We start from the raw sequence: 23,735 nt of genomic DNA, 5'->3' as shown, positions 1-23,735 counted from the left end.
AGTTAGCTTGTAGCGGTAGCTGGTATGGTGAGGAATCACTCCCCATCTCAAAACTCCAGAAACTCGGGTAACTTAATCCTTATTCGGGGCCGACTTGGCAGCTTGGCAGCCGCGGATAGCACTGCACCTTGGAGCGAAGGCCAATAATGACCTTGCGAAGCCACTATCTCATCGTTACTTTTGGCTTTTCCTTAGAAAATGAAAAAGCGTCTTCTACTTCTTGCTTTGTTCTTGGGCTCTACCCTGTCCGGTGTCACCTGGGCCCAGTCCCGCCCGGGTGTGCATAAACCGGTACCCAAGCCTGCGGGTAAGCCCGCTCCGGCTACCAAAAATGCCCCCAAGCCTCCACCGGTTTACACGCCCATTGTCACGCAAGGCGCTAACGAAGAAGAGGACGCGCCACCACCCATGGTGGTTAGTAAGATAAAGTTGAAAAAGCCGATACTGGTGTACTACCAGGAGCCTGCCCCCGGCAAAGCGGTGCAACAGCTCGTGATGTCGGAAGAAAATCTGGGCCTGCTCAAAACCCTGGACCTGGAACACCTCATGAGCCGCCGCGAAGTATTCGTGGACGGGCTCGGCAACCTAGCCCTGCCCGGCAGCGACGCGACGAAGTTCCGGCTGCTAGGCACCAGTTTGGTGGCGGAAGAAAACCGGCGGTCGGCTGGCGATGGCCGCAGCACTTTCTCGCGGCTTAAGGTGCCTTCCACTGGTATCCTGTACGTCGTGCGCGAGTCGGCAGAAGAGTACCGCCACTTCGTGAAAGGGCCCCAGAAAAAAGGCTCCCTGCTTGATTTTCAATCCAACGGATTGCCGGGCATCGACTCCGTACGGGCCGTGTATACGTTGCGTAAAACCGATGCTTCCGAGCGCGGGGCTGGCAGCGGCGAAACCATCCGGTGAGCAAAAAAGGCTTGAGGCGGTGGCCAAACCGTTTGAGCGGCCTGCTGCTGACGATGCTGGCCGGGCCAGTGGCTGGGCAAAGCATCTTGAAGCTTGGCCAAGTGCCGGCCAGCACGCCACCGACGGACACGCTGTTTGTTGCGGGTTCCTTCAACAATTGGAATCCGCACGCGGCCCGGTATGCGCTGCGCAAAAATCCGGACGGAACGTATCAGGTAAGCCTGCCTGCCGGACTAAGTGTAGTCGAGTATAAGTTCACCCGTGGTAGCTGGCAGACGGTTGAGGTAGATGATAAAAACCGGGCAATTGCTAACCGTAAGGCCGATTTGGCTAATGCCGGGGCCGTCCAGCATCGAGTGTTGGCTTGGGATGACCAAAGTGGGGGAGTGGCCGCGCCCCGGCCGCACACGGCTACCTCGCAGGTGCATGTGCTGGCCATGGAATTCGCCATGCCACAACTAGGGCGCCAGCGTCGGATACTGATATACCTGCCCGCCGATTATGCCAAACAGCCCGCCCGGCGCTACCCTGTGCTGTACCTGCACGACGGCCAGAACGTGTTCGACGAAGCCACCAGCTTCGGCGGGGAGTGGGGCGTGGACGAAACGCTGGACAAGCTGCGCCAAACCGGTCAGGATGCCACCGGCAGCATTGTAGTGGCCATCAACAACGGCAACGAATTTCGTTCCGACGAATACATCCCCTGGCCCAGCACTGCGCTCAAAGACCAGCCCCACCAAGGCGGTCAGGGCGGCGCATACGTCGACTTTCTGGCGCAAATCCTGAAGCCTTATGTAGACGCGCACTACCGCACCCAGCCCGATGCGGCGCACACGGGGGTGGCCGGCTCCAGCCTGGGCGGGCTGATTTCGGTGTACGCAGCCCTGAAGTACCCTAAGGTATTTGGCGAGGTTGGGGTGTTTTCGCCAGCTTTCTGGGTGTGCAACGACTCGCTTCGGGCATTCGCCAAAACGCACCCGGCCGCGCCCACAGCCCGGTTCTACTTCGTGTGCGGGCCGAAGGAATCAGAAACCATGCTGCCGCTGATGACACAGTGGCGCGACGAACTGCTGGCCGAAGGTGTGCCGGCCCGCAACCTGGCATTTCATGCACCGGCCGATGGAGAACACCGCGAATGGTTCTGGCAACGGGAATTTCCGGCGGCGTATCAGTTCCTATTTGGGCCCGCGGCAAAAGCCAATGATTCAGCTATTAAGCACTAGCGCAAACCACTCGCTGGTATAAGGTGAATTATTATTGTGTTGATAATGTCAACCAATAATTGCCAGTGTCGTATAAATATTTGCTTGGTTTTGCCGGTATTTTAAAAATAAGGCTATACCTTTGCGCAGCGCTTCCAAAGGAAACGTCTTCTTTACATGACCTTACATCGTACTTCCCAGGCTTGGTGGTGGCAGTTCCGAAACATCGGACCGGTCTTCCTGTGCGCTTGGTGAAGTCAGCTTTGATTTTGCTTGCAACCACAAAAAGCCCGGCCCTCCGCCGGGCTTTTTGCATTTCATTCTCCTAAGTACGACGCACAAGCTGAAGCTTATGCCCCAACTCACCACCCACACCCGCCGCCTGCTTGCCGATACCGTGACGCCGGTGGGCCTGTACCTGCGCCTGCGCGACCAGTACACCAACTGCCTGCTGCTGGAAAGCGCCGACTATCACGGCCAACAAAATGCTTTCAGCTACTTAGTGTGTGAGCCGCTGGCTACGTTTGAGTTGCGCCGGGGCGGCGAGCTGCGCCAGCAGCTGCCTGGCGGCTTGCAAACCAGCGAGCAGCTGGCTGACCCCCGGGAAGCGCTGGGCAGGCTGCGCGAGTTTGCCGCTGCTTTTACGCCGGATGCAACGGCAGCAAAATTCCCTTTTATCAGCACCGGCCTGTTTGGCTACATTGGCTACGAGGCGGTGCAGAGCTTTGAGGATGTGAAGCTGGCCGCTGACAAAGTGCCGGCGGGCGACATTCCCCTCATTCGCTACGCGGTGTACCGTTACGTCGTCGCTTTCAATCATTTCCGGCAGGAGCTGCACCTGTTTGAGCACAGCGTGGCCGGGCAGGTGAGTGAGGATGCCGACGGCTTAACCCGGCTCGAAAACCTGGTGCGCAACCCCAGTGTGCCCAGCTTTGGCTTTGCAACGGTGGGCGAGGAGCAGAGCAACCAAACCGATGCTGAGTTTCTGAAGCGCCTCGCGCAGGGCCAAGCCCACTGCCGGCGCGGCGATGTGTTTCAGATTGTGCTTTCGCGCCGATTTCAGCAGGGGTTTTCTGGCGATGAGTTCAACGTATACCGGGCGTTGCGCTCCATCAACCCCTCGCCCTATCTGTTTTACTTCGACTACGGCGACTATAAAATCTTCGGCTCCTCGCCCGAGGCGCAGGTGTTGGTGCAGAGCCGCGAAGCCAGCCTGTTTCCCATTGCCGGCACCTACCGCCGCACCGGCGATGACGCCGCCGATGCCGCCGCCGCCCAGCGCCTGGCCGCCGACCCCAAAGAAAACGCCGAGCACGTGATGCTGGTGGACTTAGCCCGCAACGACCTGGCCCGCCACGGCACCAAGGTGCAGGTGCGCACGCTGCGCGAAATCCAGTTCTACTCGCACGTCATTCACCTGGTAAGCAAGGTCACGGCCGATTTGGACCACGGCACCGATACCCTGCAGGTGGTGGCCGATACCTTCCCGGCTGGCACACTGTCGGGCGCGCCCAAGCACCGCGCTATCCAGCTGATTGACGGGCTGGAACCCACGGCGCGCGGCTACTACGGCGGCTGTCTGGGGCACTTGGGTTTTGATGGCAGCTTCAACCACGCCATTATGATTCGCTCGTTTTTGAGCACCGGCAACCAGCTGTATTTCCAGGCGGGAGCGGGCGTAGTGGCGGCTTCCAACGTCCAGTCGGAGTTGGAAGAAGTGCACCATAAGCTGGGGGCTTTGCGGGCCGCTTTGCGAGCCGCGGAGGGCGTTAAATAACTTATAGCCATGAAAATCCTCGTTCTCGATAACTACGATTCCTTCACTTACAATCTGGTGCACCTGCTGCGCGAGCTGGGCCACGGCTCAAACCTGACCGTTGTTCGCAACGACCAGCTGACGCTTGATGCCGTGGCAGCCTACGATGCCATCCTGCTCTCGCCCGGTCCCGGTATCCCGGCCGAGGCTGGGCTGATGCCGGCCATTATTCAGCAGTATGCCCCCACCAAGCGGATACTGGGCGTATGCCTGGGCCACCAGGGGCTGATGGAAAGCTTTGGCGCTGAACTCTACAACATTCCCGCCGTGCTGCATGGCGTGGCCAATGAGGCGGAAGTAGCGGTGCCTGACGAGCGGCTTTTCGCGGGCTTGCCCAGCCGGTTTCAGGTGGGCCGCTACCACTCGTGGGCCGTTCGGCCTGAGTCGGTGCCGGCCACGCTGGAAGTCACGGCCCGCGACGCCAGTGGCGAAGTACTGGCCTTCCGGCACCGCGACTTTGATGTGCGCGGCGTGCAGTTTCACCCCGAAAGCATCCTGACTGAACACGGTGCCCAAATGCTGGCAAACTGGCTAGCTTAATTGAGTAATTAGCTGATGGCTGCTGGCTATCAGGTATTTTGAACGACAGCTATCAGCCAATGGCTGGTAGCTAAAAGCTAACAATGAAACAGATTCTCACCAAGCTTTTTGACCACCAGCCTCTGACCCATGCCGAGGCCCACGCTGCTATGCGCCAACTGGGCGAGGGCGGGGCTAACCCGGCCGAAACAGCAGCCTTCCTGGCCGTGTACCGCATGCGCCCCATCACCGTGGCCGAGTTGGCCGGTTTTCGCCAAGCCCTTCTCGATTTGAGCCGCGACCCGATGCTGGACACCAATGAAGTGCTTGACATTGTGGGCACGGGCGGCGATGGCAAAAATACGCTCAACATCTCCACGTTGGCCTGCTTTGTAGTGGCCGGGGCGGGGGTGAGGGTCGCCAAGCACGGCAACTTTGGGGTTTCTTCGGTATCGGGGGCGTCCAATGTGCTGGCGCATTTCGGGTATGATTTTGAGGCCGACTCCGACCAGCTGCGGCGGCAACTCGACCAAGCGGGCATCTGCTTTTTGCACGCGCCGGCCTTCCATCCGGCCATGCGCCATGCCGGGCCGGTGCGGCGGGAACTGGGGCTGCGCACCTTCTTCAACATCCTCGGCCCGCTGGTGAATCCAGCCCGGCCGGCCGCGCAGCTGCTGGGCGTGTTCAGTCTGGAATTGCAGCGCCTCTACCACTACCTCATGCAGCCCACCGGCACGCGCTACGCCGTGGTGCACGCCCTGGATGGCTACGACGAGCTGGCCCTCACCGGCCCGGCCAAAGTGGTTTCCTCCTTCGAAGGCGAGCGGATGCTAACCGCCGAAGCCCTTGGCCTGACCACCTGCCTGGCCACCGACCTGGCCGGCGGCAGCACCGTAAAAGCCGCCGCTGAGCTGTTTTTCGACGTATTGTCAGGCAACAGCACAACTGCTCAGCGCAATGTCGTCACGGCCAATGCCGCCTTGGCGCTGCAATGCGCCCGCCCCGGCCTGGCTTGGCCCGAAGCCCTGGCTAAAAGCCGTGAATCGCTGGATTCGGGGGCGGCGAAAAATTCATTTAAAACCATGCTGTCAATAAGTTAAGAACTGGGAATTAAGATTTAAGGGTTAAAGACGAACGTTTCCTAAAGCCCGGTTCCTAACTCCGATACTCCCACCCCTTGGCTCCTAACACTCCACTCCCAATGCCCACCATTCTTGATACCATCATCGCGCACAAGCGTCAGGAAGTAGCCACTCGCCGCGAGCTGGTACCTGTCAAGCTGCTCGAAACCAGCTTGTATTTTCAATCGCAACCCTTGTCGCTACGCCAGTACCTCACGCGGCCCGATAGCAGCGGCCTCATCGCGGAGTTCAAGCGGAAATCACCTTCTAAGGGTTGGATTAACCGCTACGCCCCTGTGGAGCGCACCACGCTGGGCTATATGCAGGCCGGTGCGGCGGCCCTGTCCATCCTCGCCGATGCCGAGTTTTTCGGCGGCAAAAACGAAGACCTGACTACCGCCCGCCGCTTCAATTTCTGCCCCATCCTGCGCAAGGATTTCGTGGTGGATGAGTACCAGGTTCTCGAAGCCAAGAGCATTGGGGCCGATGCCATCCTGCTCATCGCCGCCGTGCTCACACCAGCGGAAATTGATTCGCTTGGCCGGCTGGCCCGCTCCCTGGGCTTGGAAGTACTGCTCGAAGTGCACGACGCTGCTGAGCTGGCGCGCTCGGCCAACGCCGACGCCGTAAACCTCATCGGGGTGAACAACCGCAACCTGCACGATTTCAGCCTGAGCCTGGATACTTCGCTGGCATTGGCGGAGCGGATTCCCGCTGATTTTGTGAAGGTTTCGGAAAGTGGCATCTCCACCGCTCAGGCCATTGGCCAGCTGCGCGAAGTTGGTTACCAGGGCTTTCTGCTGGGTGAGGCGTTTATGCGGCAGGCCCGTCCCGAGCGAGCCTGCGCGGCTTTGGTGCAGGAAATTCTGGCCCTGCCGAAACTAGTTAACGCATAAGTAGTCAGGCCCCATGAAAACGCCCCGTCCCAATCTTTCCGCGTTAGCCCTGACCGTGGGTGTGCCCGGTGCCACCGGACCGGCCGTGCCCGCAGCAGCGCCCGCCCGACAGCTGGTGAAGGTGTGCGGCATGCGCGATGCAGCCGCGCTGGCCGAGGTAGCCGCGCTGGAGCCGGATTTTCTGGGGTTCATCTTCGCGCCGAAGTCGCCCCGCTACGTGGGTGATTCGCTGGCTCCCGCGCTGGTGCAGGCCCTGCCGCCGGCCATCTGGAAAGTGGGCGTTTTCGTGAATGAAACCACCGAAAATATCCTGGCCACGGCCGAGCGTTTTGGCTTGGCCGCTGCGCAGCTGCACGGGCAGGAGTCGCCCGCGCAGTGCGAGGAGCTTGGCGAAGCCGGCTTGCTGGTGATGAAGGCTTTCTCGGTGGGCCGGACGCTCGATGTGGCCGCCCTGCTACCTTATGTGCCGTACTGCGACTTCTTCCTCTTTGATACTCCAGGCGCCGCGCCCGGCGGCAACGGCACCGTTTTCGACTGGAGCGTGCTGGCCGGCTACAGCCTGCCCGTGCCGTATTTTCTGGCCGGCGGGCTGGGCCTCGAACACGCCCCCGCGCTGAAGGCCCTGCGCCTGCCCGGCCTGGTGGGCTTCGATGTAAACAGCCGCTTCGAAACCGCGCCCGGTGTGAAAGATGCCAACCGGGTGGGGGAGATGCTGGCGGCCTTAAAAAGCGCCTGAGTAACCGAAAACTAAACAAGCTTATTCCATGACCACATCCTATCAGCAACCCACGGCCCGTGGCTACTACGGCGAGTTCGGCGGCGCTTTTGTGCCCGAAATGCTCTACCCTAATGTGGAGGAGTTGCGCACGCAATACCTGGAAATCATGGCCGAACCCAGCTTTCAGGCCGAGCTGCACCAGCTGCTGCGCGACTACGTGGGCCGGCCCACGCCGCTGTTCGAAGCCAAGCGGCTTTCGGCGAAATACGGCACCCGCATTTTTCTGAAGCGGGAAGACCTGTGCCACACCGGCGCCCATAAAATCAACAACACCGTGGGGCAGATTCTGTTGGCCCAGCGGCTGGGCAAGAAGCGCATCATTGCCGAAACCGGGGCTGGTCAGCACGGCGTGGCTACCGCTACCGTGTGCGCCCTCATGGGCCTGCCCTGTGTGGTATATATGGGCGCCATTGACATGGAGCGCCAGGCACCCAACGTGGCCCGCATGCGCCTACTCGGAGCCGAAGTACGCCGCGCCGAAAGCGGCAGCCAGACCCTGAAAGATGCCACCAACGAGGCCATTCGCGACTGGATTGCCAACCCCGTCGACACCCATTACATTATTGGCTCGGTAGTGGGCCCACACCCGTACCCCGATTTGGTGGCGCGCCTGCAAGCCGTTATCAGCGAGGAAATGCGGGTTCAGCTGCTAGAAAAAACCGGTTCCGAGCTGCCCGGTTTCGTGGTGGCCTGCGTGGGCGGCGGCTCCAACGCGGCTGGGGCCTTCTACCATTTTCTGGACGAGCCGGCCGTGCGCCTTATTGCGGTGGAAGCGGCTGGGCATGGCATCCATTCCGGGCATTCGGCGGCCACGTCGGTGCTGGGCACGCCGGGTATCATCCACGGCAGCCGCACGCTGCTGATGCAGGACGAGCACGGCCAGATTACGGAGCCCTACTCGCTGAGCGCGGGCCTGGACTACCCCGGCATCGGGCCGCTGCACGCGCACCTGGGCGCTTCGGGACGGGCCGAATTCATTTCCATTACCGACGACGAAGCCCTGGCAGCCGTGAGCGAGCTGAGCCGACTGGAAGGCATTATTCCGGCCTTGGAAACGGCACACGCGCTGGCAGCCCTCGCGCAGCTAGGGGCCGGGCCTGATGACGTGGTAGTGGTAAATCTCTCCGGCCGCGGCGACAAGGATTTGGAGACCTACCTCAAGAACATGGACAAACTGATTTGATTTTTTAGGCTGCAAAGGACGTGGACCATTCTGCGGCTTCTGCAAAATCCTCTGCCGCAACCTACTTATGAACAGAATCGCCCAAGCCTTCCAGAGCAAAAAGAACTTGCTCAATACCTACTTCACCGCTGGCTACCCCGGCCTGCACGACACCATTCCGCTGGCCGAAGCCCTGGTAAATGCCGGGGCCGACATCCTCGAAATTGGTATGCCCTTCTCCGACCCGCTGGCCGATGGCCCGGTTATCCAACACAGCAGCACGGTGGCGCTGGCCAATGGCATGAACCTGCCCGTGCTTTTTGAGCAGCTGCAGGACCTGAGAGCAGCCGTGCCCGATACGCCCGTGCTGCTTATGGGCTACCTCAACCCGGTAATGCAGTTTGGGGTGGAAGCTTTCCTCAAACGCGCAGCCGAAGTGGGCGTCGACGGCCTGATTCTGCCCGATTTGCCGCTTGATGAGTACGAGGAAATGTATCATCCCCTCTTCCAGCAATACGGCCTGAAAGCGGTTTTCCTCATCACTCCCCAAACCTCGGAAGCCCGAATCCGGCGGCTTGATGCCCTGTCGGATGCGTTTCTCTACCTCGTGTCGGGCCCCGGAACCACGGGCGGCACCACCTTGCCCGATGCCGAAGCACAACAGCAATACTTCAAGCGCATTGCGGGCATGAACCTCCGGAACCCCCGCCTCATCGGTTTCGGCATTGCCGAAAAAACCGGTTTCGACCGCGCCTGCCAGTATGCCGACGGAGCCATTATCGGCTCCGCCCTCATTCGGGCCTTGGAAGGTGCGAGCGATGCGCCAGCCGCCGCCGCCGCGTTTGTGCAGGGTATCAGGCAGGCGTAACCAATGCCTCACTATTGTTAAATAATTCAAGCTAAAACTCACCTGCGCAAAGCCGATGCCCCTAGCTTTTGGGAGCGGCGGCAGGGGGTGAGGCAACGGCTAAACAAAGCATGATAATTCAACTAGAAAACTCGGCTTCGGTCCCTGTCATTACCGAACACCTCAAGCAGCAGGGCTACAAGACCACCGAAGTCACCACCCAGCACGCGCATTACCTGGTGGCCATTGGCAAGCAGGACGTCGACATCCGCACCATTGGCCAGCTGCCGGGCGTGCGCGACGTGCACCATGTATCCGACGACTACAAGCTGGTTAGCCGCAAGTGGCGCGTGAAGCCCACCGTGCTCGACCTCGGCGACGGCGTGACGATAGGCGAGGGCTCGCTGGCTATTTGTGCGGGTCCGTGCAGCATCGAGAGCGAATCTCAGATGGAAAAGGTGATGACGCACCTGCTCGACAACGGCGTGCGGCTCATGCGCGGCGGCGTCTTCAAGCCCCGCTCGTCGCCCTACGCGTTTCGCGGGCTGGGCATGGATGGGCTCAAAGTATTCCACCGCATGGCCCGCGAGCGCGGCATCAAAATCGTGACTGAGGTGATGCAGGTGTCGCAGGTGGAAGAGATGCACGACTACGTGGACGTATTCCAGGTGGGCGCCCGCAACACCCAGAACTTCAATCTGCTCGACGCGTTGGGCGGCGTTGACAAACCCGTGCTGCTCAAGCGCGGCATCTCGGGCACCGTTGAGGAACTGCTCTCATCGGCCGAGTACGTGTTTTCGGGCGGCAACGAGAAGCTGATGCTCTGCGAGCGTGGCATTCGGACCTTCGAAACGGCCAGTCGCAATACCCTGGATTTGAACGCCGTTCCGATTCTCAAGGCCAAGAGCCACCTGCCCGTCATCGTGGACCCCTCGCACGGCATTGGCATTCGCGAGTTTGTGCCCCAGATGGCGCTGGCCGGGGTGCTGGCCGGGGCCGACGGCATTGTGTACGAAACCCACGAAACCCCTGAAACCGCTGCTTCCGATGGTGCCCAGACGCTGGACTTCGACGAGTCGACGCGTCTCATTCGCAACCTGCGGCGCGTGTATGCGTTGCGTGGAGAGTTGGAATAGCGAAAAATTAATGAAGACAAATACTTGCTTTTCAAAAAAGCCTGCCTAAATTCGCCTCACTCATGCGCCACCAATTCGTCAATTGCATTAAAACCCTAATGACCGCCTCTAAGCAGGACGGACAAGGGCTGCGATTGGCGCTACCGGAAGACAAGGCATGAAACCCGACTTTCTCTAGAAACCTTCAAAAGCCCGAATCCGAAAGGACATCGGGCTTTTTTTTCGCCCTGCCCACTTTCTTTCAACCCTAACCTACCTTTTGTTCCAAGCTATGTTCGCCAAACCCAATCCCGCCGCCAACCAAGACCAGCTCATCTGGAAAATGCTGTTCGACCGCCAGACTGCCCTGCTGCATCGGCGGGCCGCTCCGGCTTTCAATCAGGGTCTGGCCCGGCTCGGGTACCGGCGCGATGCATTGCCCGACATTGCGGAGCTGAGCGCCGTGGTGCGGGCGGAAACCGGCTGGCAGCTGGCCCCGGTAGGCCGGCCCTTTGAACCGGGTGCTTTCTTCGCCCTGCTCGCCGAGCGGAAGTTTCCGATTGTGACGCGCATCCGGCCTATGCACAACTTCGATTTCAGCCCGGAGCCGGACCTGTTTCACGACCTGTTTGGCCACGTCCCTATGCTGCTCGACGAAGGCTTGGCCAATTTTCTGCACGAACTGGGACAGGCCTATCAGGCACAGCCGGTGGGCTCCGAAACCCGGGAGCAATTGTGGGCACTGTACTTCTTCACGGCCGAATTCGGGCTGGTGCAGCACGAGGGGCAGCCGCTGCTTTACGGTGCCGGTTTGCTGTCCTCGGCTGGTGAAATTCACCACTGCGTGAACGAGCACACCCCGCGCCCAGCGTTCGACCTGGCCACTGTGCTGCGCACGCCCGTAACCGGTACGCGCTACCAAAACCAGTATTTCGTGCTGCCCGCCTGGGAGCAACTCACTGAGTGCATCGAGGAGCTGGCCGGAATCTTGGCTGCACGCTGCGCTTAATAAGGAATGAAGAACTGGGGTCGTCTGTCATCCTGGGCAGAGCGAAGGAGCTTCAGTGCGTTGTAGCGCGAACTTTCAGTTCGTGTCCCTGCACGATTCGAGTATCATTCAGGGACGCGAACTGAAAGTTCGCGCTACTCACTGATTATCAAATCGCTTTAAGCTAAGCGTCAAAATTCCCAGCCCAGGCGGTGGTATACGAAGTGCAGCAGCCATAGCGGCCCAATTAGCAGGAATTGCAGGTCCTTCAGGAAGCTGGGTTTCTTGCCCTCCACCTTGTGGCCCCAGAACTGACCCACCCAGGCCAGTGCGAAAATGATGAGGCAAATGGCCCACAACGGCAGCACTGCCATGCCCGCCACTAGACGCAGGGCGACGGCCATTGCCACCCATACCAGCACCATGCCCAAGGCCAGCCGGCCGCTTAGCCGCACGTAGTAGAGCAGGGCTAGCGCCATCACCAGCGTGCCCCAGTTCAGCCAGGGGCTGATGGCGACAATGGCTGGTGGGACTGGCACCGACCACAGCAGCCCGATAAGCGAGAACATAATCAGCGGCACGCACACCCAGTGGACCAGCTTGTTGGTGGGGTTTTGGTGGCTTTCGCCGTATTCGGAGAGCAAGGCTGTGAGATGGGACATATTGTGGGAATTTTGAGGGAGAACAGAGTAGGTATGTGCCAACAAATTAGCAATAAAAAAAGCCTTCCCAGTTGGGAAGGCTTTTCTGCTTTCGACGAAGTTAAAAGCTATACTTTCACCTTAAACCGGCCGCGCAGGTAGGCCAGTGCGTGCTCGTGGGCTTTGGAGGCATCGTCCTTCTTGTATTTGGGGTTAGAGGGGTTGGCGAAGGCGTGGTCGGCGTCGTAGCTTTCCACGGTGAGGCTTTTGCCGGCTGAAGACATGTCTTTTTTGAATTGGGCCACCACTTCGGGGTTAATCCACTTGTCCTGGCTGGCGAAGATGCCCAGCACGTCGGTGTTCAGGGTTTTGAGTTTGGCCACGTCTTTTTCGGGCATGCCATAGTACATCACGCAACCAACAGTCTGCTTGCCGCCTAGCAGGGCTTCCTGCAAGCTCCAGCCACCGCCGAAGCACCAGCCGATGCTGGCAAACTGCGCTTTGGGGCCGGCGTATAGTTGCACGCCTTTGAGGATGGCCACGGCGCGCTCGGTTTTCACCTCGCCCATGTACTTACCAGCGTCTTCGGGGGTGGTGGCCACTTTGCCATCATACAGGTCCACCGCAATGACGTTGACGCCGGGCAGCTCGCTGGCGAAAGTAGCGGCTTCTTTCTTGATGTAGTCGTTCAGGCCCCACCACTCATGAATCACGAACAGGTACTTGTTGCTGGGCTTGGCGCTTTTGATTTCGAAGCCGTGGCCGGGCGTGCCATCTGCCGTTTTGAATTCAATCATCTTGCCTTCGCCTTCGTAGCGGTAGGGCAGAGGCGAGTCGTGGCCGCCGGAAAAGTCTTTGTCGGCAGCCAGCATGGCGAAGGCTTCGGTGGCGGAGGCTGATAAGTTGCCGGCCGGTCGGGCGCAGCAGCTAGCCATTTTCTGGGCTGAAGCGGAGAAGGTGAGGCTCAAAATAGCTGCACCAAGGGTAAGTAGTTTTTTCATGAACGTTGTGAGAATGGAAACAAATGAGCCTACGCAACAGCTAACCCGGCAAAACTTCCCGCACTGCAGTGCGAAGCTTCGGCATTTCGCGCGCCGCCCGGCTCCGCATCGCGGCCGATTTGGAGGTAGCCAGCGCCTTTTCAGCCACGGCCAATAGCTCCGCCGACAGCTCGGGGTAGGGCAAGGCCAGGCGGGTGGCCGCACTCAGGGCATAGGCGCGAATAGCTACGGGCTCGGCCGGCGCGGCCAGCAGGCCCAGGCAGGTATCGAAGGCTAGGACTTGCCATTCTTCTGGCACAGCAATGAACTGCAGGGCTTTGGCTACGGCGCGTCGCACGGCGGGGTGATGGCCGGCCGTGGGTTGGGCAGCCGCCAGCAGGGATTCGAGGTGCGGCAGCAGCCACGCGGCCCGCTGGGTGCTGGCCATGGCCAATACGTCGGCGGCCAGCTGTTTTTCGCGGGGGGTGCCGTGGAAGAATAGGTCGAGCAATTCGGCGAAATGAGCGTGCCGCAGGCACACATAATCCGTCAGCATCTCCGTCTGACGGGCCGAGTGCTCCCGGAGTAATTCGGTGCGAAGGTCCATAAACGCCGGATTCAGGGTTGGGCCAGCTCGGTTACTGTGCCGGCAAAAATCAGGGAGCCGTCTTGCTGGTCCACGATGGCATAGAAGAACGGCGAGTCAAATTTAACTTCTACCCGGCGCTTGGGGGCTGGCGGTGCCCCACCCGCCACCATCAGAACAGCGGTAGCAGCGGCCGCCTCAGTCCCTTCCTCCGCAACATCCAGGTAGGTATTGTGTAGCACCGCCGAGATAAAGCCGCCGCCTTCTTCGGCACGGAAGCCCATGGCGCTGAAATCATTGCCGGGCGCGAAGGCCGCGCTCAGGCCCATTTGGCGCAGCACGGGTACCAAATCAGTGTTCCACGCTATGCGGAAGCGCGGCAGGGTCAGGTCGATGTCTATTTCATCGCGGCCGGAAAAGGAGTTGCGCCACTTGGCCCAGCTTGTCGCGTTGAGAGTGGCCAGGAAATTGGGTAAGCCATCGGGGGCATCGGGCAGGAACACCAGCATCGCAAACCTTGACGGATAGCCGAAATACGGCATTGAAACCGCTTGCCAGCCCTGACCAACCAAGTAGCCAATCTGCGAACTAACCTGGCGCATCAGCTGGGCTTCCTGCTGGCGGCCATTGGCTAGCCGGAATGGCCCTGGCTTCGTATCCTCCTCATAAAACCGACTCTTCCATTTCGCCTGGAAGTACACCGCGTTGAGCAACAGCACTGCCGGCGGCGCGCTCATGAGTGTTGCGGCCTCTACCATGGTCGGAATCCGGCCTTGCGTGTGCTGCCGCACCCAATTATTGATAGTTGAAGCTGCTGCGGCCGTGGTGAAATCGAGCGTGCCGGCTTCGGCCTCGTACAGGGCGTGGGCCTGTTCTATAAATGCGGGCGCAAGGGCAAAGCGCTGGTCGGCCCACAGGCTAGTGGCCAGCGTCAGCACGGCCCCTTCGCGTTCATTTGGTGCAAGCAATTGCCGAAGCCAATTGGCGAAGGCAGCAACGGCATCGGGGGCATCAGCTGAGCCAAATAGCACGTTCTCAAACTCCTTGCGGGTTGCGCCGTCGGCCCCGTTCAGCGCCAGCGTGAGAGCCGCCAGCACGCCCAGGGGCGACACCGTGAAATTGCCAGAACTGCTCTGCGCAACTGCCCGTACCAGGTTCAAGTCGAATCGATGCTGGACCGTAGGAGCCACCGGAGCGGTTGACGGCTTATTCTTGGAGCGGAAGAAGGAAAAGAGGGACATGGGCGGGCGGTTTTGGAAGGCCGCCCTAAGTTAGTCCGTCGGTTGCGTCCGCACCAATGCCCCCAGCTCGGTGAGCAGCGCAAACAGGCCCACATAGGTCCGGTTTAAATAGATAAAATGCTCCGAGCCACGCGGCTCGCGTTGCTTGCGCAGCTCGGGGTCGGCCATCAGGTCGTCGCCGAGGGCGTAGAGGGCGGCCATGTAGGCGGGGTCGCCGAAGTCGAACGAGGGCTGGCGGAAGGGGCGGCCCACCAGCTCCAGCGAGCTTTGCATGGTGCGCAGGTAGAGGGCCCGCATGGCCAGCGCGTCGGTGGGGCGCAGCACATTGGCCTGGGTAAGCAGGGCGGCGAGGCGGGTTTCGTCGGCGATGGTTTCGGGGGCCAGCAGGGCGGTGAAAAGCTGGTACACGTCCTGCGGCACTTCTTTCACGCAGCCGAAATCGAGTACGCCGAGGGTACCACCGTGTTCGGCGCGCATGAGAAAGTTGCCGGGGTGCGGGTCGGCGTGCAGGCGGTGCAGCGTGTTGAACTGGAACTGGTAGAAGTCCCACAGCGCCTGGCCAATCTGGTTGCGCACTTCCTGGCTGGGATTGGTGGCCAGAAACTCCTTGAGGTGTTGCCCACCGAGCCAATCCATCGTGAGGATGCGGGACGTGGAGTACTCCGGGTAGTAGCGGGGAAACTCCAGATGCTGCAGCGCCTGGCACTGCGCCGCTATTTCCTGGCCGCGCCGCAGCTCCAGCTTGTAGTCAGTTTCTTCAAGCAGACGGGTCTCTACTTCCTCCAGGTAGGGGCGCACCTGGGCTTCGTTCAGGCCCATCACGCGCAGGGCAATGGGCTTTACCAGCCGGATATCGGACTTGATGCTGTCGGCCACGCCGGGATATTGGACCTTCACGGCCAGCGCCTTGCCGTCCTTGCGAGCAAAATGCACTTGCCCAATGCTGGCCGCCTGCCGCGCCTCGGGTTCAAACTCGTCAAACAGCTGGTAGGGCGACTTCCCAAACGCATCCCGGAAGGCCTTCGTCACCAGCGGACCGGAGAGGGGCGGGGTGGAGTATTGGGCCTGGGCAAACTGTTCAGCGTAGGCCGAGGGCAGCATGTTTTTCTCCATGGCCAGCATTTGGGCTACCTTCAGCACGGAGCCTTTCATCTCGCTCAGCGTGCCGTAGAGCTCGGCGGCGTTGGCGGCGTGCAGGTCCTCGGTGGTCGACTCGGCGCCCACGGCCTTCTTAGCGTAGTGCTTGATGTAGTTGGTGCCCACGTTGAAGCCGGTTTTGGCAAAGCGGGCGGCGCGGGCCACCTTGGTGGTCGGCAGGGAGGTTTGGGGTTCGTCAGACATAAGCAGTAGGGGCGGGGCTTGCCCCCGCCCGAATCGTCGGGTTTTTGTCGTTGAGCGAGTTTGTTCAACGATTCGGGCGGGGGCAAGCCCTGCCCCTGCAACTTATTTACGCACCAGAAACCGCACGAAATCCACCGCCGAATCCAGCGTGTTGCGGCCAACCAGGTCGAAGCTGAGCGTGACGGCTTTTTCCACGGCGGCGTCGGTGCGCTCGAAATTGATGGTGTCGTCTTTGGCGAAGAAGCCTAGCACGAACAGCGCCTGCTGCCAGAAGAAGCGCGGGTAGCCGTCCTGCACCAGCGGGCGGTTGGCGATTTCGCCGCTCACGCGGCCGGCGCTGAGCAAGTCGCCCACGAAGTCTTCGAAGTCCTGCCGGAAGTCATCGAGCACGCGGGGCGTGAGGGCTGGCACGCGGTGCAGGGAGCGGCGTAGGCTCATGAGGGCGTAAGAGCGGTTGTGCTTGAGGATTTCGAGCAGCGTGTAATAGAAGGCCAGCAGCTTTTCGCGGCTGCCGTAGCTTTCCCACACCGGCTCAGCCGCCGCCGTTTCGCGGGCCTGACGTCCAAAGTCACCCCAGATTTCGCGGTCGATGGCGTCAAAATTCGGGTAGTGCTGATAAAATTCCTGCTCTGCAATGCCCAGCTGCTGAGTGAGCTTGAACACCGATTGCGGGGGGTGGCCTTCGTTGAGCACGAAGTCGAGGTAAGCTTGTTTGATGCGGTCCTTTTCCATGCCAGTATAACCAGTTGGGAGGCCGTACGGTTCGGCTGAAAAACCAACAGCATTCCGGCAATTAGAATGTGTACCCCGAATTTCTAATTCGGCCGCTGAAGGAATTCTCAACATCTTCTAACGGGCCGAATTGGAAATTCGGGGTACACGTTCTGCACATTAGCCTGCGGCCAATCGTGCCGCCCGGATGGCTTCCACGGCGCGCTCCCGGGCAAATTTGTGCTCCACAATGGGCTTTGGATATTTCGTCGTACCCACTTCCGGCACCCAGCGCTTTATGTACTTCATTTCGGGGTCGACTTGCGCCTGCTGGTTGTCGGGGCTGTAGACCCGGAACCAGGGGGCGGAAATGGCGCCGGTGCCGGCCATCCACTGCCAGTTGCCCACGTTGTTGGCCTGGTCGTAGTCGAGGAGCTTGTCGGCAAAATACCGCTCACCCCAGCGCCAGTCGATGAACAGGTGCTTCACCAGGAAGCCGGCCACGGTCATGCGCACGCGGTTGGGCAGGTAGCCGGTTTCGTTGAGCTCGCGCATGCCGGCGTCGACCAACGGGTAGCCCGTGCGGCCCTCGCACCAGGCCCGGAACTCGTCCTCGTCGTTGCGGTAGGGGACGCACCGCATCTTGGGGTCGTAGCTCTCGGTGGCGGTGTTGGGGAAGTGCCAGAGCAGCATCATGAAGAAGTCGCGCCAGATGATTTCGGCCAGTAGCTTGGGATTCAGTTCTCTGGCCTGGCGCATCACCTCGCGCACGCTCAGGGTACCAAAGCGCAGGTTCAGCGACTCGCGGGTACTGCCTTGTTCGTCGGCGGGGGTGTCGCGGGTTTTGTGGTAGTTGCGCACCAGGCCTTCGGCGGGTAGCTTCACCGGGGGGAAGTATTGCTCCCGTCGCGCAAAACCCATGCTTTCCAGCGTGGGGCGTGGGCCGGCTTTTTCCCGGGTAGCGTGGTGCAAGTGGGTTTTCGTGAAGTGCTTTTTGGAATCACAGGGCTCCAATAAGTCAGCCGTCAGCTTAGTTGTGTAGGCTTTCAGGTAGGCCCCGAACACCTTGGGCACGGTGCCCGACTTGGTCATGATTTCGTCTTTGGCGAAAATGACTTGGTCCTTGTACGCGTAAAATTCGACGCCATGCTGGCTCAGCATCTGGGCCACGGCCGCGTCGCGCCGGGTGGCGTAGGGCTCGTAGTCCTCGTTGGTATGCACAGCAGCCACGTCGAAGTCCTGCACCACTTGCGCCAGCACTTCCAGCGGCCGGCCGTAGCAGGCCAGGAAAGTGCCGCCCGCCACCTCGGTTTCTTGGGCCAGCTTCTCCACCTCATCATATATAAAGGTGAGCCGGGCATCGGCCTTGTCGGGCAAGTGGTCCAGGATTTCCTGGTCGTAGATGAACAGCGGCAGCACCGGCAGGCCACTGGCCAGCGCCGCCGCGAGGCCGACGTTGTCGTGAATGCGCAGGTCGCGTCGGTGCCAGAAGATGCAGATTTTCATTGGGTATATTTTGATTCGTCGAACCCTACCCCATAGCCCCTCTGGGGAAGGGGCTATGGGATGGGATAAATCCAAAAAACCTACTTCAGTTTTCCCATGCCGCCGTCCACGGCCAGCACCTGGCCCGTCACGAAGGCGCTGTGGTCGGAGAGGAGGAAGGAGGCGGTGTAGGCCAGGTCTTCGGGCTGGCCGATGCGCTGCAAGGGGTGGCGCTTGCCGCCGGCCTCCACCTTCTCGGGCGAGTTGAGCAGGGCGGCGGCCAGGGGCGTGTTGGTGAGCGAGGGCGCGATGCAGTTGACGCGCACGCCGCTGGCGGCGTACTCGGCGGCTAGGGCGCGGGTGAGCCCTTCCACGGCGGCCTTGGCGGTGGCAATGCTGGTGTGAAAGCTCATGCCCGTATCGGCCGCCACGGTGCTGAACAGGACGATGGAGGCGGTGCCTTCGGCCTTTTTCAGGCGCTTGATGGTGGCCTGGATGACGCGCACGGCACCCAGCACGTTCAAGTCGAAATCGGCCTGGAAATCTTCGGTGGGGATGCGCTCGAAGGGGCGCAGCTTGATGCTGCCGGGGAAATAGGCGACGCCGTGCAGCACATCGGGCAGGGCATCGAAAGCAGTGCCGACAGGTTGGGTGGCGTCGTAGGGGAGGTGGGTGGTGCCCAGCGCGGCCAGCTCCGGCGAGAGGTGCCGCGAGGCGGTGAACAGGTTCACGCTAAGCTTGCTGAGCAGCTGGGCCGTGGCCAGGCCAATGCCCGAGGAAGCGCCAATAAGGAGAATGTTTTTGTCGGTGAAATCCATGCGGGGGTTAAGCTAGACAGTACGTGCCTTGCTAACGCCCAAAGGAGGGGAAGGTTTGTCGGGCCGTCAGACAAACGCCTCTCTGCTGAAGGCTATCTGTTTTAGGGAGGCAAAGCAGCAGGAGCTTGCCCACGAGAATGCAAGATATTCTGGATTTTGTCTGTCGCATCAACATGCGACAAAACCAGTGAAAACACCGCCGGACCTTTGTGAAGCTGGGTGCATGCCACGCCGGCCTTACACTTTTGCTGCACTCTATGAAGCACGCGCTCTCCTTCGCTCCCCGCTGGCAGCTGCTAGCTTTGCTAGTAGCTGCCACCTTTGGCATGGCCCACGCCCAAACCGGCGCGGTGGGCATTGGCACCACCACCCCCGACGCCTCGGCGGCGCTCGAAATCAGGAGCACTAGCCAAGGGCTGCTGCTGCCGCGCCTGAGCCTGGCCCAGCGCGACGCGCTGACGGTCAGCGCCACGGCCCCGCCCGTGCCGGGCCTGGTGATTTACCAGACCGATAATACGCCCGGCCTGTATGCCTACGATGGCACGGCCTGGGTGCGGCTGGGGGCCGACAACCTGGGCAATCATACCGCCACCCAGAACCTTAACCTCAACGGCAACAAGCTGATGGGCGGCCCCACCGCCCGCGCCATCCGGGGCGGGCTAAGGCTCGACGGCAACGGCCTGCTTACGGTGGGGGCCACCCGCGTGCATCCCGACTCGACCACCACCTACGGCGTGCGCCTGCTGGACATGGACCAGGATTTTGTCATTACTTCCAAGAACCTCCGGGGCCGGATTAACCCCTTTAACGTGTCGGGGGCCGGCGACCGGGTGATGTGGCAGTCGTACAACAGCTCGTTCTTCGCCGGTGGGGTGTCGGGCAACCGCTGGGACTACAACCACGTGGGCCGCTACTCGGCCGCCTTCGGCTTCGACAACGAGGTGCGGGGCGACTACTCGGCTGCCTTCGGCGGCAACAACTGGGTGCGCTTTGGGCAGTATAACCTCATCACGGGTTACAACAACTACGGCCAGCTCTGCGATGGCGGCTTCATGACGGGTCGCAACAACATTATGCGCGGCTACAACGGCTTTGTGGGCGGCTTCGAGAGCAAGGTGCAGTCCAACTCCAGCACCGACTTCTTCGTGCCGAGTCTGGCCTTTGGCTACCGCTGCCAGGCCCGCACCAGCACCAGCAACGCTTACGCCCTGGGCTACTACGCCCGCACCGCCAGCTACGAGGGCTGCTTCGTGCTGGCCGACTTCTCGCCCTACCGCACCGACTACCCCGCCGACTCGCTGACCAGCTCGGCCCGCAATGAGTTCTCGGCCCGCTTCGCGGGGGGCTACCGGCTGTTTACGACCGTGGCTACCAACGGCCGCAACAACGGCGCGCCCGTCGGCAACGGCGGCGCGGGCATGACGCCCGTGGGGGCCTTCCTGGCGCCCGGCGCCAGCGCCTGGAGCACGCTCTCCGACTCGACCCGCAAGGAGCGGGTGGTGCTGGCCGACGGCAACCGCTTCCTCGAGCGCATTGGCCGGATGCGCCTGGGCTCGTGGAACTACAAGGGCCAGAGCCCCGACACCATGCGCCACTACGGCCCCATGGCCCAGGACTTCTACGCCGCCTTCGGCCACGATGGCGTGGGGAGCGTGGGCGAAAAGACGACCATCAACCAGGCCGACTTCGATGGCGTCAACCTCATTGCCATCCAGGCGCTATACCGGCAGGTGCAGGAACTCAAGGCGGCCAACTCCCGCCTCGCTCAGCAGTTGCAGCAGCTTCAGGCTGCCCCGGCTGCGCCACGCCGGGCGGCCCGCGCCGCTGAGCTGGCCGGGCTGCGCCGTCAGAATGCCGCACTGCAGGCCCAGGCGGCGGCCGCCACGGCCGAAGCTGCCCGCGCCCAGGCCCAGGCCACGGCCACCTTCGAAACCTTCGAGGCCCGGCTACGGCGCCTGGAGGCCACCGGCGGCCAGGCCCAGCGCTAGGAGTGCCTTTGCCTATAAAAACCAGTAAGATGAAACAGAAATACCTGCTTGCCCCGCTGGCTATCCTGCTGTTGCTGGCCAGCGCTCCTCGCTTCGCCCACGCCCAGACCAGTAATGTAGGCATCGGTACTACCGCCCCCGATGTGTCGGCGGCGCTCGACATCGTGAGCTCCAGCAAGGGTGTCCTGCTGCCCCGCGTGGCCAGCACTAGCAGCGTGGCCACGCCCGCTCCCGGCCTGCTGGTGTACCAGACCGGCAGCCCGGCCGGCTTCTACTACAACGCCGGCACGGCGGCCCAGCCCAACTGGCAGCGCCTGACCAGCGGCCTGGCCTACGACACCGCCACCGGCCTGGCGGTGGGCCCTCCGAATGCGCCCGTTACGGCGAATCCCACCGGCGCGTCGAATAAAAACTATTACCCCTTTGCGCAGGGTCGGCATTCCGACTTTAAGGTGCAGTACCTGGTGACGGCCGCGCAGCTGCGGGCGGCGGGCCTGCAGGCCGGCTACCTCAGCGAGGTGGCCCTGAGCATCATGGAAAAGAACACCTCGGCCCCGTACCTGAACTGGACGGTGCGCCTCGGCAGCACCACGGCCACGAGCCTGACGGGCTTCTCGACGGTGCCGCTGACCACCGTGTACTCGGCCCCGCCCGCCGGCTACTACAGCGTGCTGGGCATCAACGCCTGGACCTTCGCGCAGCCCTACTTATGGGACGGCACCAGCAGCCTGGTGGTGCAGTTCTGCTACAACAATGCGTCGGTGAACTACATCCCCAACGGCACCGACGGTGACTACATCTACATGAACTATACCAGTACCCAGTGCCGGGCCCATGCCAACGGCAGCTCGCCCGGCGACGACGGCTGCGCTTTTGCCACCGGGACGACGGACATCGCGCAGCCCGCCATCCGCTTCCGGGGGGCGGGCTACGTACTGCCCGCGACGGCCGGCAGCGTGGGGCAGGTACTCACCCAGCAGGCCGGCGGGGTGGTCGGGTTTGAAGACCCTGAGTGGACGCAGAGCGGCACCAGCCTCTACCCCCAGGCCCTGAGCAGCAACGTGGGCATCGGCACCAGCAGCCCCGGCCAGAAGCTGGAGGTGGCTGGGCAGGTGTACAGCAGCACCGGCGGCTTCCGCTTCCCCGACAATACCGTGCAAACCACGGCCGCCACCACGGCCACCGGGGCCAGCTTTATCCAGAACCAGAGCTCGCCGACACAAGCCGGAGCCAACTTCAACATCAGCGGGGGCGGTCTGGTGGGTGGCATGCTGGGCGTGGGCACCACTAACCCGCAAGCCGGCCTGCACGTCGACCAGCCCGAGAGCAGCAGTAGCGCCGCCCTGGGCGTGCTGCTGAGCGGGGGCAGCAGCGGCAACCCCAGCATCGAGCTACGCGGCAGCGGCAAAACCCCCTACCTCGACCTGGCGGAGAACCCCGGCCTCGACTACTCCAGCCGCCTCATGAGCCAGAGCGGCACGCTGAACCTGTACAGCGTCGGCAGCACCACCCTGAAAGTGAACGGCACCAGCTACCTGACCGGCAACGTGGGCATCGGCACGGCCGCCAGTGCTACCCTGAAGCTCGACGTGAATGGCAACGCCAACGTGAGCGGCAACAGCACCGTGGGGGGCAGCAGCAGCGTGGGAAGCAGCTATGTGGCTGGCAACAGCACTGTGACCGGCAACAGCACCGTGGCTGGTAACAGCTACGTGAACGGCAGCAGCATCGTGGACGCCAACCTGGGCGTGGGCACCAGCAGCCCCGCCGCCCGGCTCGACGTGGACGGCGGCATCCTGGCCCGCAGCGCCGGCCGCATCAGCAACCAGGGCGCCCACCTGCAGTGGAACCGCAGCAACGGCACCGGCGAAACGTGGCTCATCAACCAGAACGGTGGCGGGCCGGGCGGAATCTACTTTGGCCAGTCGAACAACGTGACCAGCGGCAGCAACACCATCACCGAGTGGGCCCGCTTCGACAGCAACGGCAACCTGGGTATCGGCGCGCCCAGCGCCGGCCCGCGGCTGTTCGTGAGCGGCGCCATCTGCGCCACGGGCGGGCTCAACTGCACTTCCGACGGGCGGTACAAGCGCGACGTGGTGCCGGTGCAGGGGCCTTGGCCAGCGTGCTGAAGCTGCGCGGGGTGACCTACTACTGGCGGCGGGCCGAGTTCCCGGCCAAGCAGTTTGAGGCGCGGCGGCAGCTGGGTTTCATCGCCCAGGAAATCGAGCCCTTCTACCCTGAAATGGTGAGCACCGACGCCGACGGCTACAAGAGCGTGGACTACTCCCGCCTGACGCCCGTGCTCGTCGAAGCCCTCAAGGAGCAGCAGCAGCAAATTGAAGCCCTGAAGGCCCGCGCCGCCTCGGCCGAGGCCAAAGCCACTTCCGCCGAAACCAAAGCTGCCCAGGCCACGGCTACCCTCGACACCTTTGAGGCCCGGCTGCGGCGCCTGGAGGCGGCCACCGGCGGGCAGGCCCAGCGCTAGGCTTTGGCCGGCAGCCCGTCCTGTTGCAAATAATGCCGATTGGCCATCAATTGCTTAGCCAAGGTGCCTACACTTTGTCTACGCTCAGTTTTAGGAAAGCGGGCGGGGG

Annotated in this window: 22 protein-coding genes; 14 read left to right on the top strand and 8 right to left on the bottom strand. The window is 61.8% G+C overall.

What is annotated here, in order from left to right:
* Positions 1–198 precede the first annotated feature (198 nt).
* The 11 genes from J4E00_RS01700 (at position 199) to J4E00_RS01650 (ending at position 11,368) form a co-directional block, all read left to right on the top strand.
* The gene (locus tag J4E00_RS01700; RefSeq protein ID WP_208173277.1) at positions 199–903 is read left to right on the top strand and encodes a hypothetical protein; all 705 of its coding nucleotides are present in this window, start codon (positions 199–201) and stop codon (positions 901–903) included.
* Between the two features lie 32 nt (positions 904–935).
* Complete coding sequence (locus tag J4E00_RS01695; protein ID WP_208173276.1) at positions 936–2,126, top strand: alpha/beta hydrolase-fold protein; 1,191 nt, start codon at positions 936–938, stop codon at positions 2,124–2,126.
* A gap of 331 nt (positions 2,127–2,457) precedes the next feature.
* Positions 2,458–3,882, top strand: coding sequence for an anthranilate synthase component I family protein (locus tag J4E00_RS01690; RefSeq protein WP_208173275.1), 1,425 nt, complete (start codon positions 2,458–2,460; stop codon positions 3,880–3,882).
* A 9-nt stretch (positions 3,883–3,891) separates the two neighbouring features.
* Positions 3,892–4,461: an anthranilate synthase component II gene (locus J4E00_RS01685; RefSeq protein WP_208173274.1), complete on the top strand. Its 570-nt coding sequence runs from the start codon at positions 3,892–3,894 to the stop codon at positions 4,459–4,461.
* A gap of 83 nt (positions 4,462–4,544) precedes the next feature.
* Positions 4,545–5,540, top strand: a complete 996-nt coding sequence (gene trpD, locus J4E00_RS01680; protein WP_208173273.1) for an anthranilate phosphoribosyltransferase — start codon at positions 4,545–4,547, stop codon at positions 5,538–5,540.
* Positions 5,541–5,641: 101 nt separating this feature from the next.
* Positions 5,642–6,457, top strand: a complete 816-nt coding sequence (gene trpC, locus J4E00_RS01675; protein ID WP_208173272.1) for an indole-3-glycerol phosphate synthase TrpC — start codon at positions 5,642–5,644, stop codon at positions 6,455–6,457.
* Positions 6,458–6,470: 13 nt separating this feature from the next.
* Positions 6,471–7,193 carry a phosphoribosylanthranilate isomerase gene (locus J4E00_RS01670; RefSeq protein WP_208173271.1) on the top strand — a complete coding sequence of 241 codons (723 nt, stop codon included), beginning with the start codon at positions 6,471–6,473 and terminating at the stop codon, positions 7,191–7,193.
* Between the two features lie 28 nt (positions 7,194–7,221).
* Positions 7,222–8,418, top strand: coding sequence for a tryptophan synthase subunit beta (gene trpB, locus J4E00_RS01665; RefSeq protein WP_208173270.1), 1,197 nt, complete (start codon positions 7,222–7,224; stop codon positions 8,416–8,418).
* A 67-nt stretch (positions 8,419–8,485) separates the two neighbouring features.
* Positions 8,486–9,265, top strand: coding sequence for a tryptophan synthase subunit alpha (gene trpA, locus J4E00_RS01660; RefSeq protein WP_208173269.1), 780 nt, complete (start codon positions 8,486–8,488; stop codon positions 9,263–9,265).
* 110 nt (positions 9,266–9,375) lie between these two features.
* Positions 9,376–10,380, top strand: coding sequence for a 3-deoxy-7-phosphoheptulonate synthase (gene aroF, locus J4E00_RS01655; RefSeq protein ID WP_208173268.1), 1,005 nt, complete (start codon positions 9,376–9,378; stop codon positions 10,378–10,380).
* A 271-nt stretch (positions 10,381–10,651) separates the two neighbouring features.
* Positions 10,652–11,368 (top strand): phenylalanine-4-hydroxylase, encoded by a 717-nt coding sequence (locus J4E00_RS01650; protein ID WP_208173267.1) that lies wholly within the window; start codon positions 10,652–10,654, stop codon positions 11,366–11,368.
* Positions 11,369–11,538: 170 nt separating this feature from the next.
* Here J4E00_RS01650 and J4E00_RS01645 read toward each other — a convergent pair whose 3' ends face one another.
* The 8 genes from J4E00_RS01645 to J4E00_RS01610 all read right to left on the bottom strand — a co-directional run bounded on the left by J4E00_RS01645 (position 11,539) and on the right by J4E00_RS01610 (position 19,150).
* Positions 11,539–12,009 carry a DUF962 domain-containing protein gene (locus J4E00_RS01645; protein ID WP_208173266.1) on the bottom strand — a complete coding sequence of 157 codons (471 nt, stop codon included), beginning with the start codon at positions 12,007–12,009 and terminating at the stop codon, positions 11,539–11,541.
* A 107-nt stretch (positions 12,010–12,116) separates the two neighbouring features.
* Positions 12,117–12,989 carry a dienelactone hydrolase family protein gene (locus tag J4E00_RS01640; RefSeq protein ID WP_208173265.1) on the bottom strand — a complete coding sequence of 291 codons (873 nt, stop codon included), beginning with the start codon at positions 12,987–12,989 and terminating at the stop codon, positions 12,117–12,119.
* A gap of 40 nt (positions 12,990–13,029) precedes the next feature.
* Positions 13,030–13,575, bottom strand: a complete 546-nt coding sequence (locus J4E00_RS01635; protein WP_208173264.1) for a hypothetical protein — start codon at positions 13,573–13,575, stop codon at positions 13,030–13,032.
* Between the two features lie 11 nt (positions 13,576–13,586).
* Positions 13,587–14,795: a serpin family protein gene (locus tag J4E00_RS01630; protein WP_208173263.1), complete on the bottom strand. Its 1,209-nt coding sequence runs from the start codon at positions 14,793–14,795 to the stop codon at positions 13,587–13,589.
* Between the two features lie 30 nt (positions 14,796–14,825).
* On the bottom strand, positions 14,826–16,136 hold the full coding sequence (locus tag J4E00_RS01625; protein WP_208173262.1) for an ABC1 kinase family protein: 1,311 nt from the start codon (positions 16,134–16,136) through the stop codon (positions 14,826–14,828).
* Between the two features lie 102 nt (positions 16,137–16,238).
* Positions 16,239–16,868, bottom strand: a complete 630-nt coding sequence (locus tag J4E00_RS01620; protein WP_208173261.1) for a TetR/AcrR family transcriptional regulator — start codon at positions 16,866–16,868, stop codon at positions 16,239–16,241.
* Positions 16,869–17,027: 159 nt separating this feature from the next.
* Entirely contained in the window at positions 17,028–18,353 is a 1,326-nt protein-coding gene (locus J4E00_RS01615) for a cryptochrome/photolyase family protein (protein WP_208173260.1), read from the bottom strand.
* A gap of 80 nt (positions 18,354–18,433) precedes the next feature.
* Positions 18,434–19,150, bottom strand: a complete 717-nt coding sequence (locus J4E00_RS01610) for an SDR family NAD(P)-dependent oxidoreductase (protein WP_208173259.1) — start codon at positions 19,148–19,150, stop codon at positions 18,434–18,436.
* 257 nt (positions 19,151–19,407) lie between these two features.
* Between J4E00_RS01610 and J4E00_RS01605 the strand changes: the two genes are divergently transcribed.
* The 3 genes from J4E00_RS01605 to J4E00_RS01595 are packed head-to-tail and all read left to right on the top strand — an operon-like array spanning position 19,408 to position 23,626.
* Positions 19,408–21,138 (top strand): tail fiber domain-containing protein, encoded by a 1,731-nt coding sequence (locus J4E00_RS01605; RefSeq protein ID WP_208173258.1) that lies wholly within the window; start codon positions 19,408–19,410, stop codon positions 21,136–21,138.
* Positions 21,139–21,167: 29 nt separating this feature from the next.
* Positions 21,168–23,270: a hypothetical protein gene (locus tag J4E00_RS01600; RefSeq protein ID WP_208173257.1), complete on the top strand. Its 2,103-nt coding sequence runs from the start codon at positions 21,168–21,170 to the stop codon at positions 23,268–23,270.
* Positions 23,264–23,626, top strand: a complete 363-nt coding sequence (locus J4E00_RS01595) for a tail fiber domain-containing protein (RefSeq protein ID WP_208173256.1) — start codon at positions 23,264–23,266, stop codon at positions 23,624–23,626. The genes J4E00_RS01600 and J4E00_RS01595 overlap by 7 nt, the downstream gene beginning before the upstream one ends.
* Positions 23,627–23,735: the final 109 nt, after the last annotated feature.

Origin of the sequence: Hymenobacter negativus, assembly GCF_017571495.1 — a bacterium.
Classification (GTDB): Bacteria; Bacteroidota; Bacteroidia; order Cytophagales; family Hymenobacteraceae; genus Hymenobacter; species Hymenobacter negativus.
The sequence above is the reverse complement of the archived record's forward strand: the minus strand, read 5'-3'. Positions and strand labels throughout refer to the sequence as shown.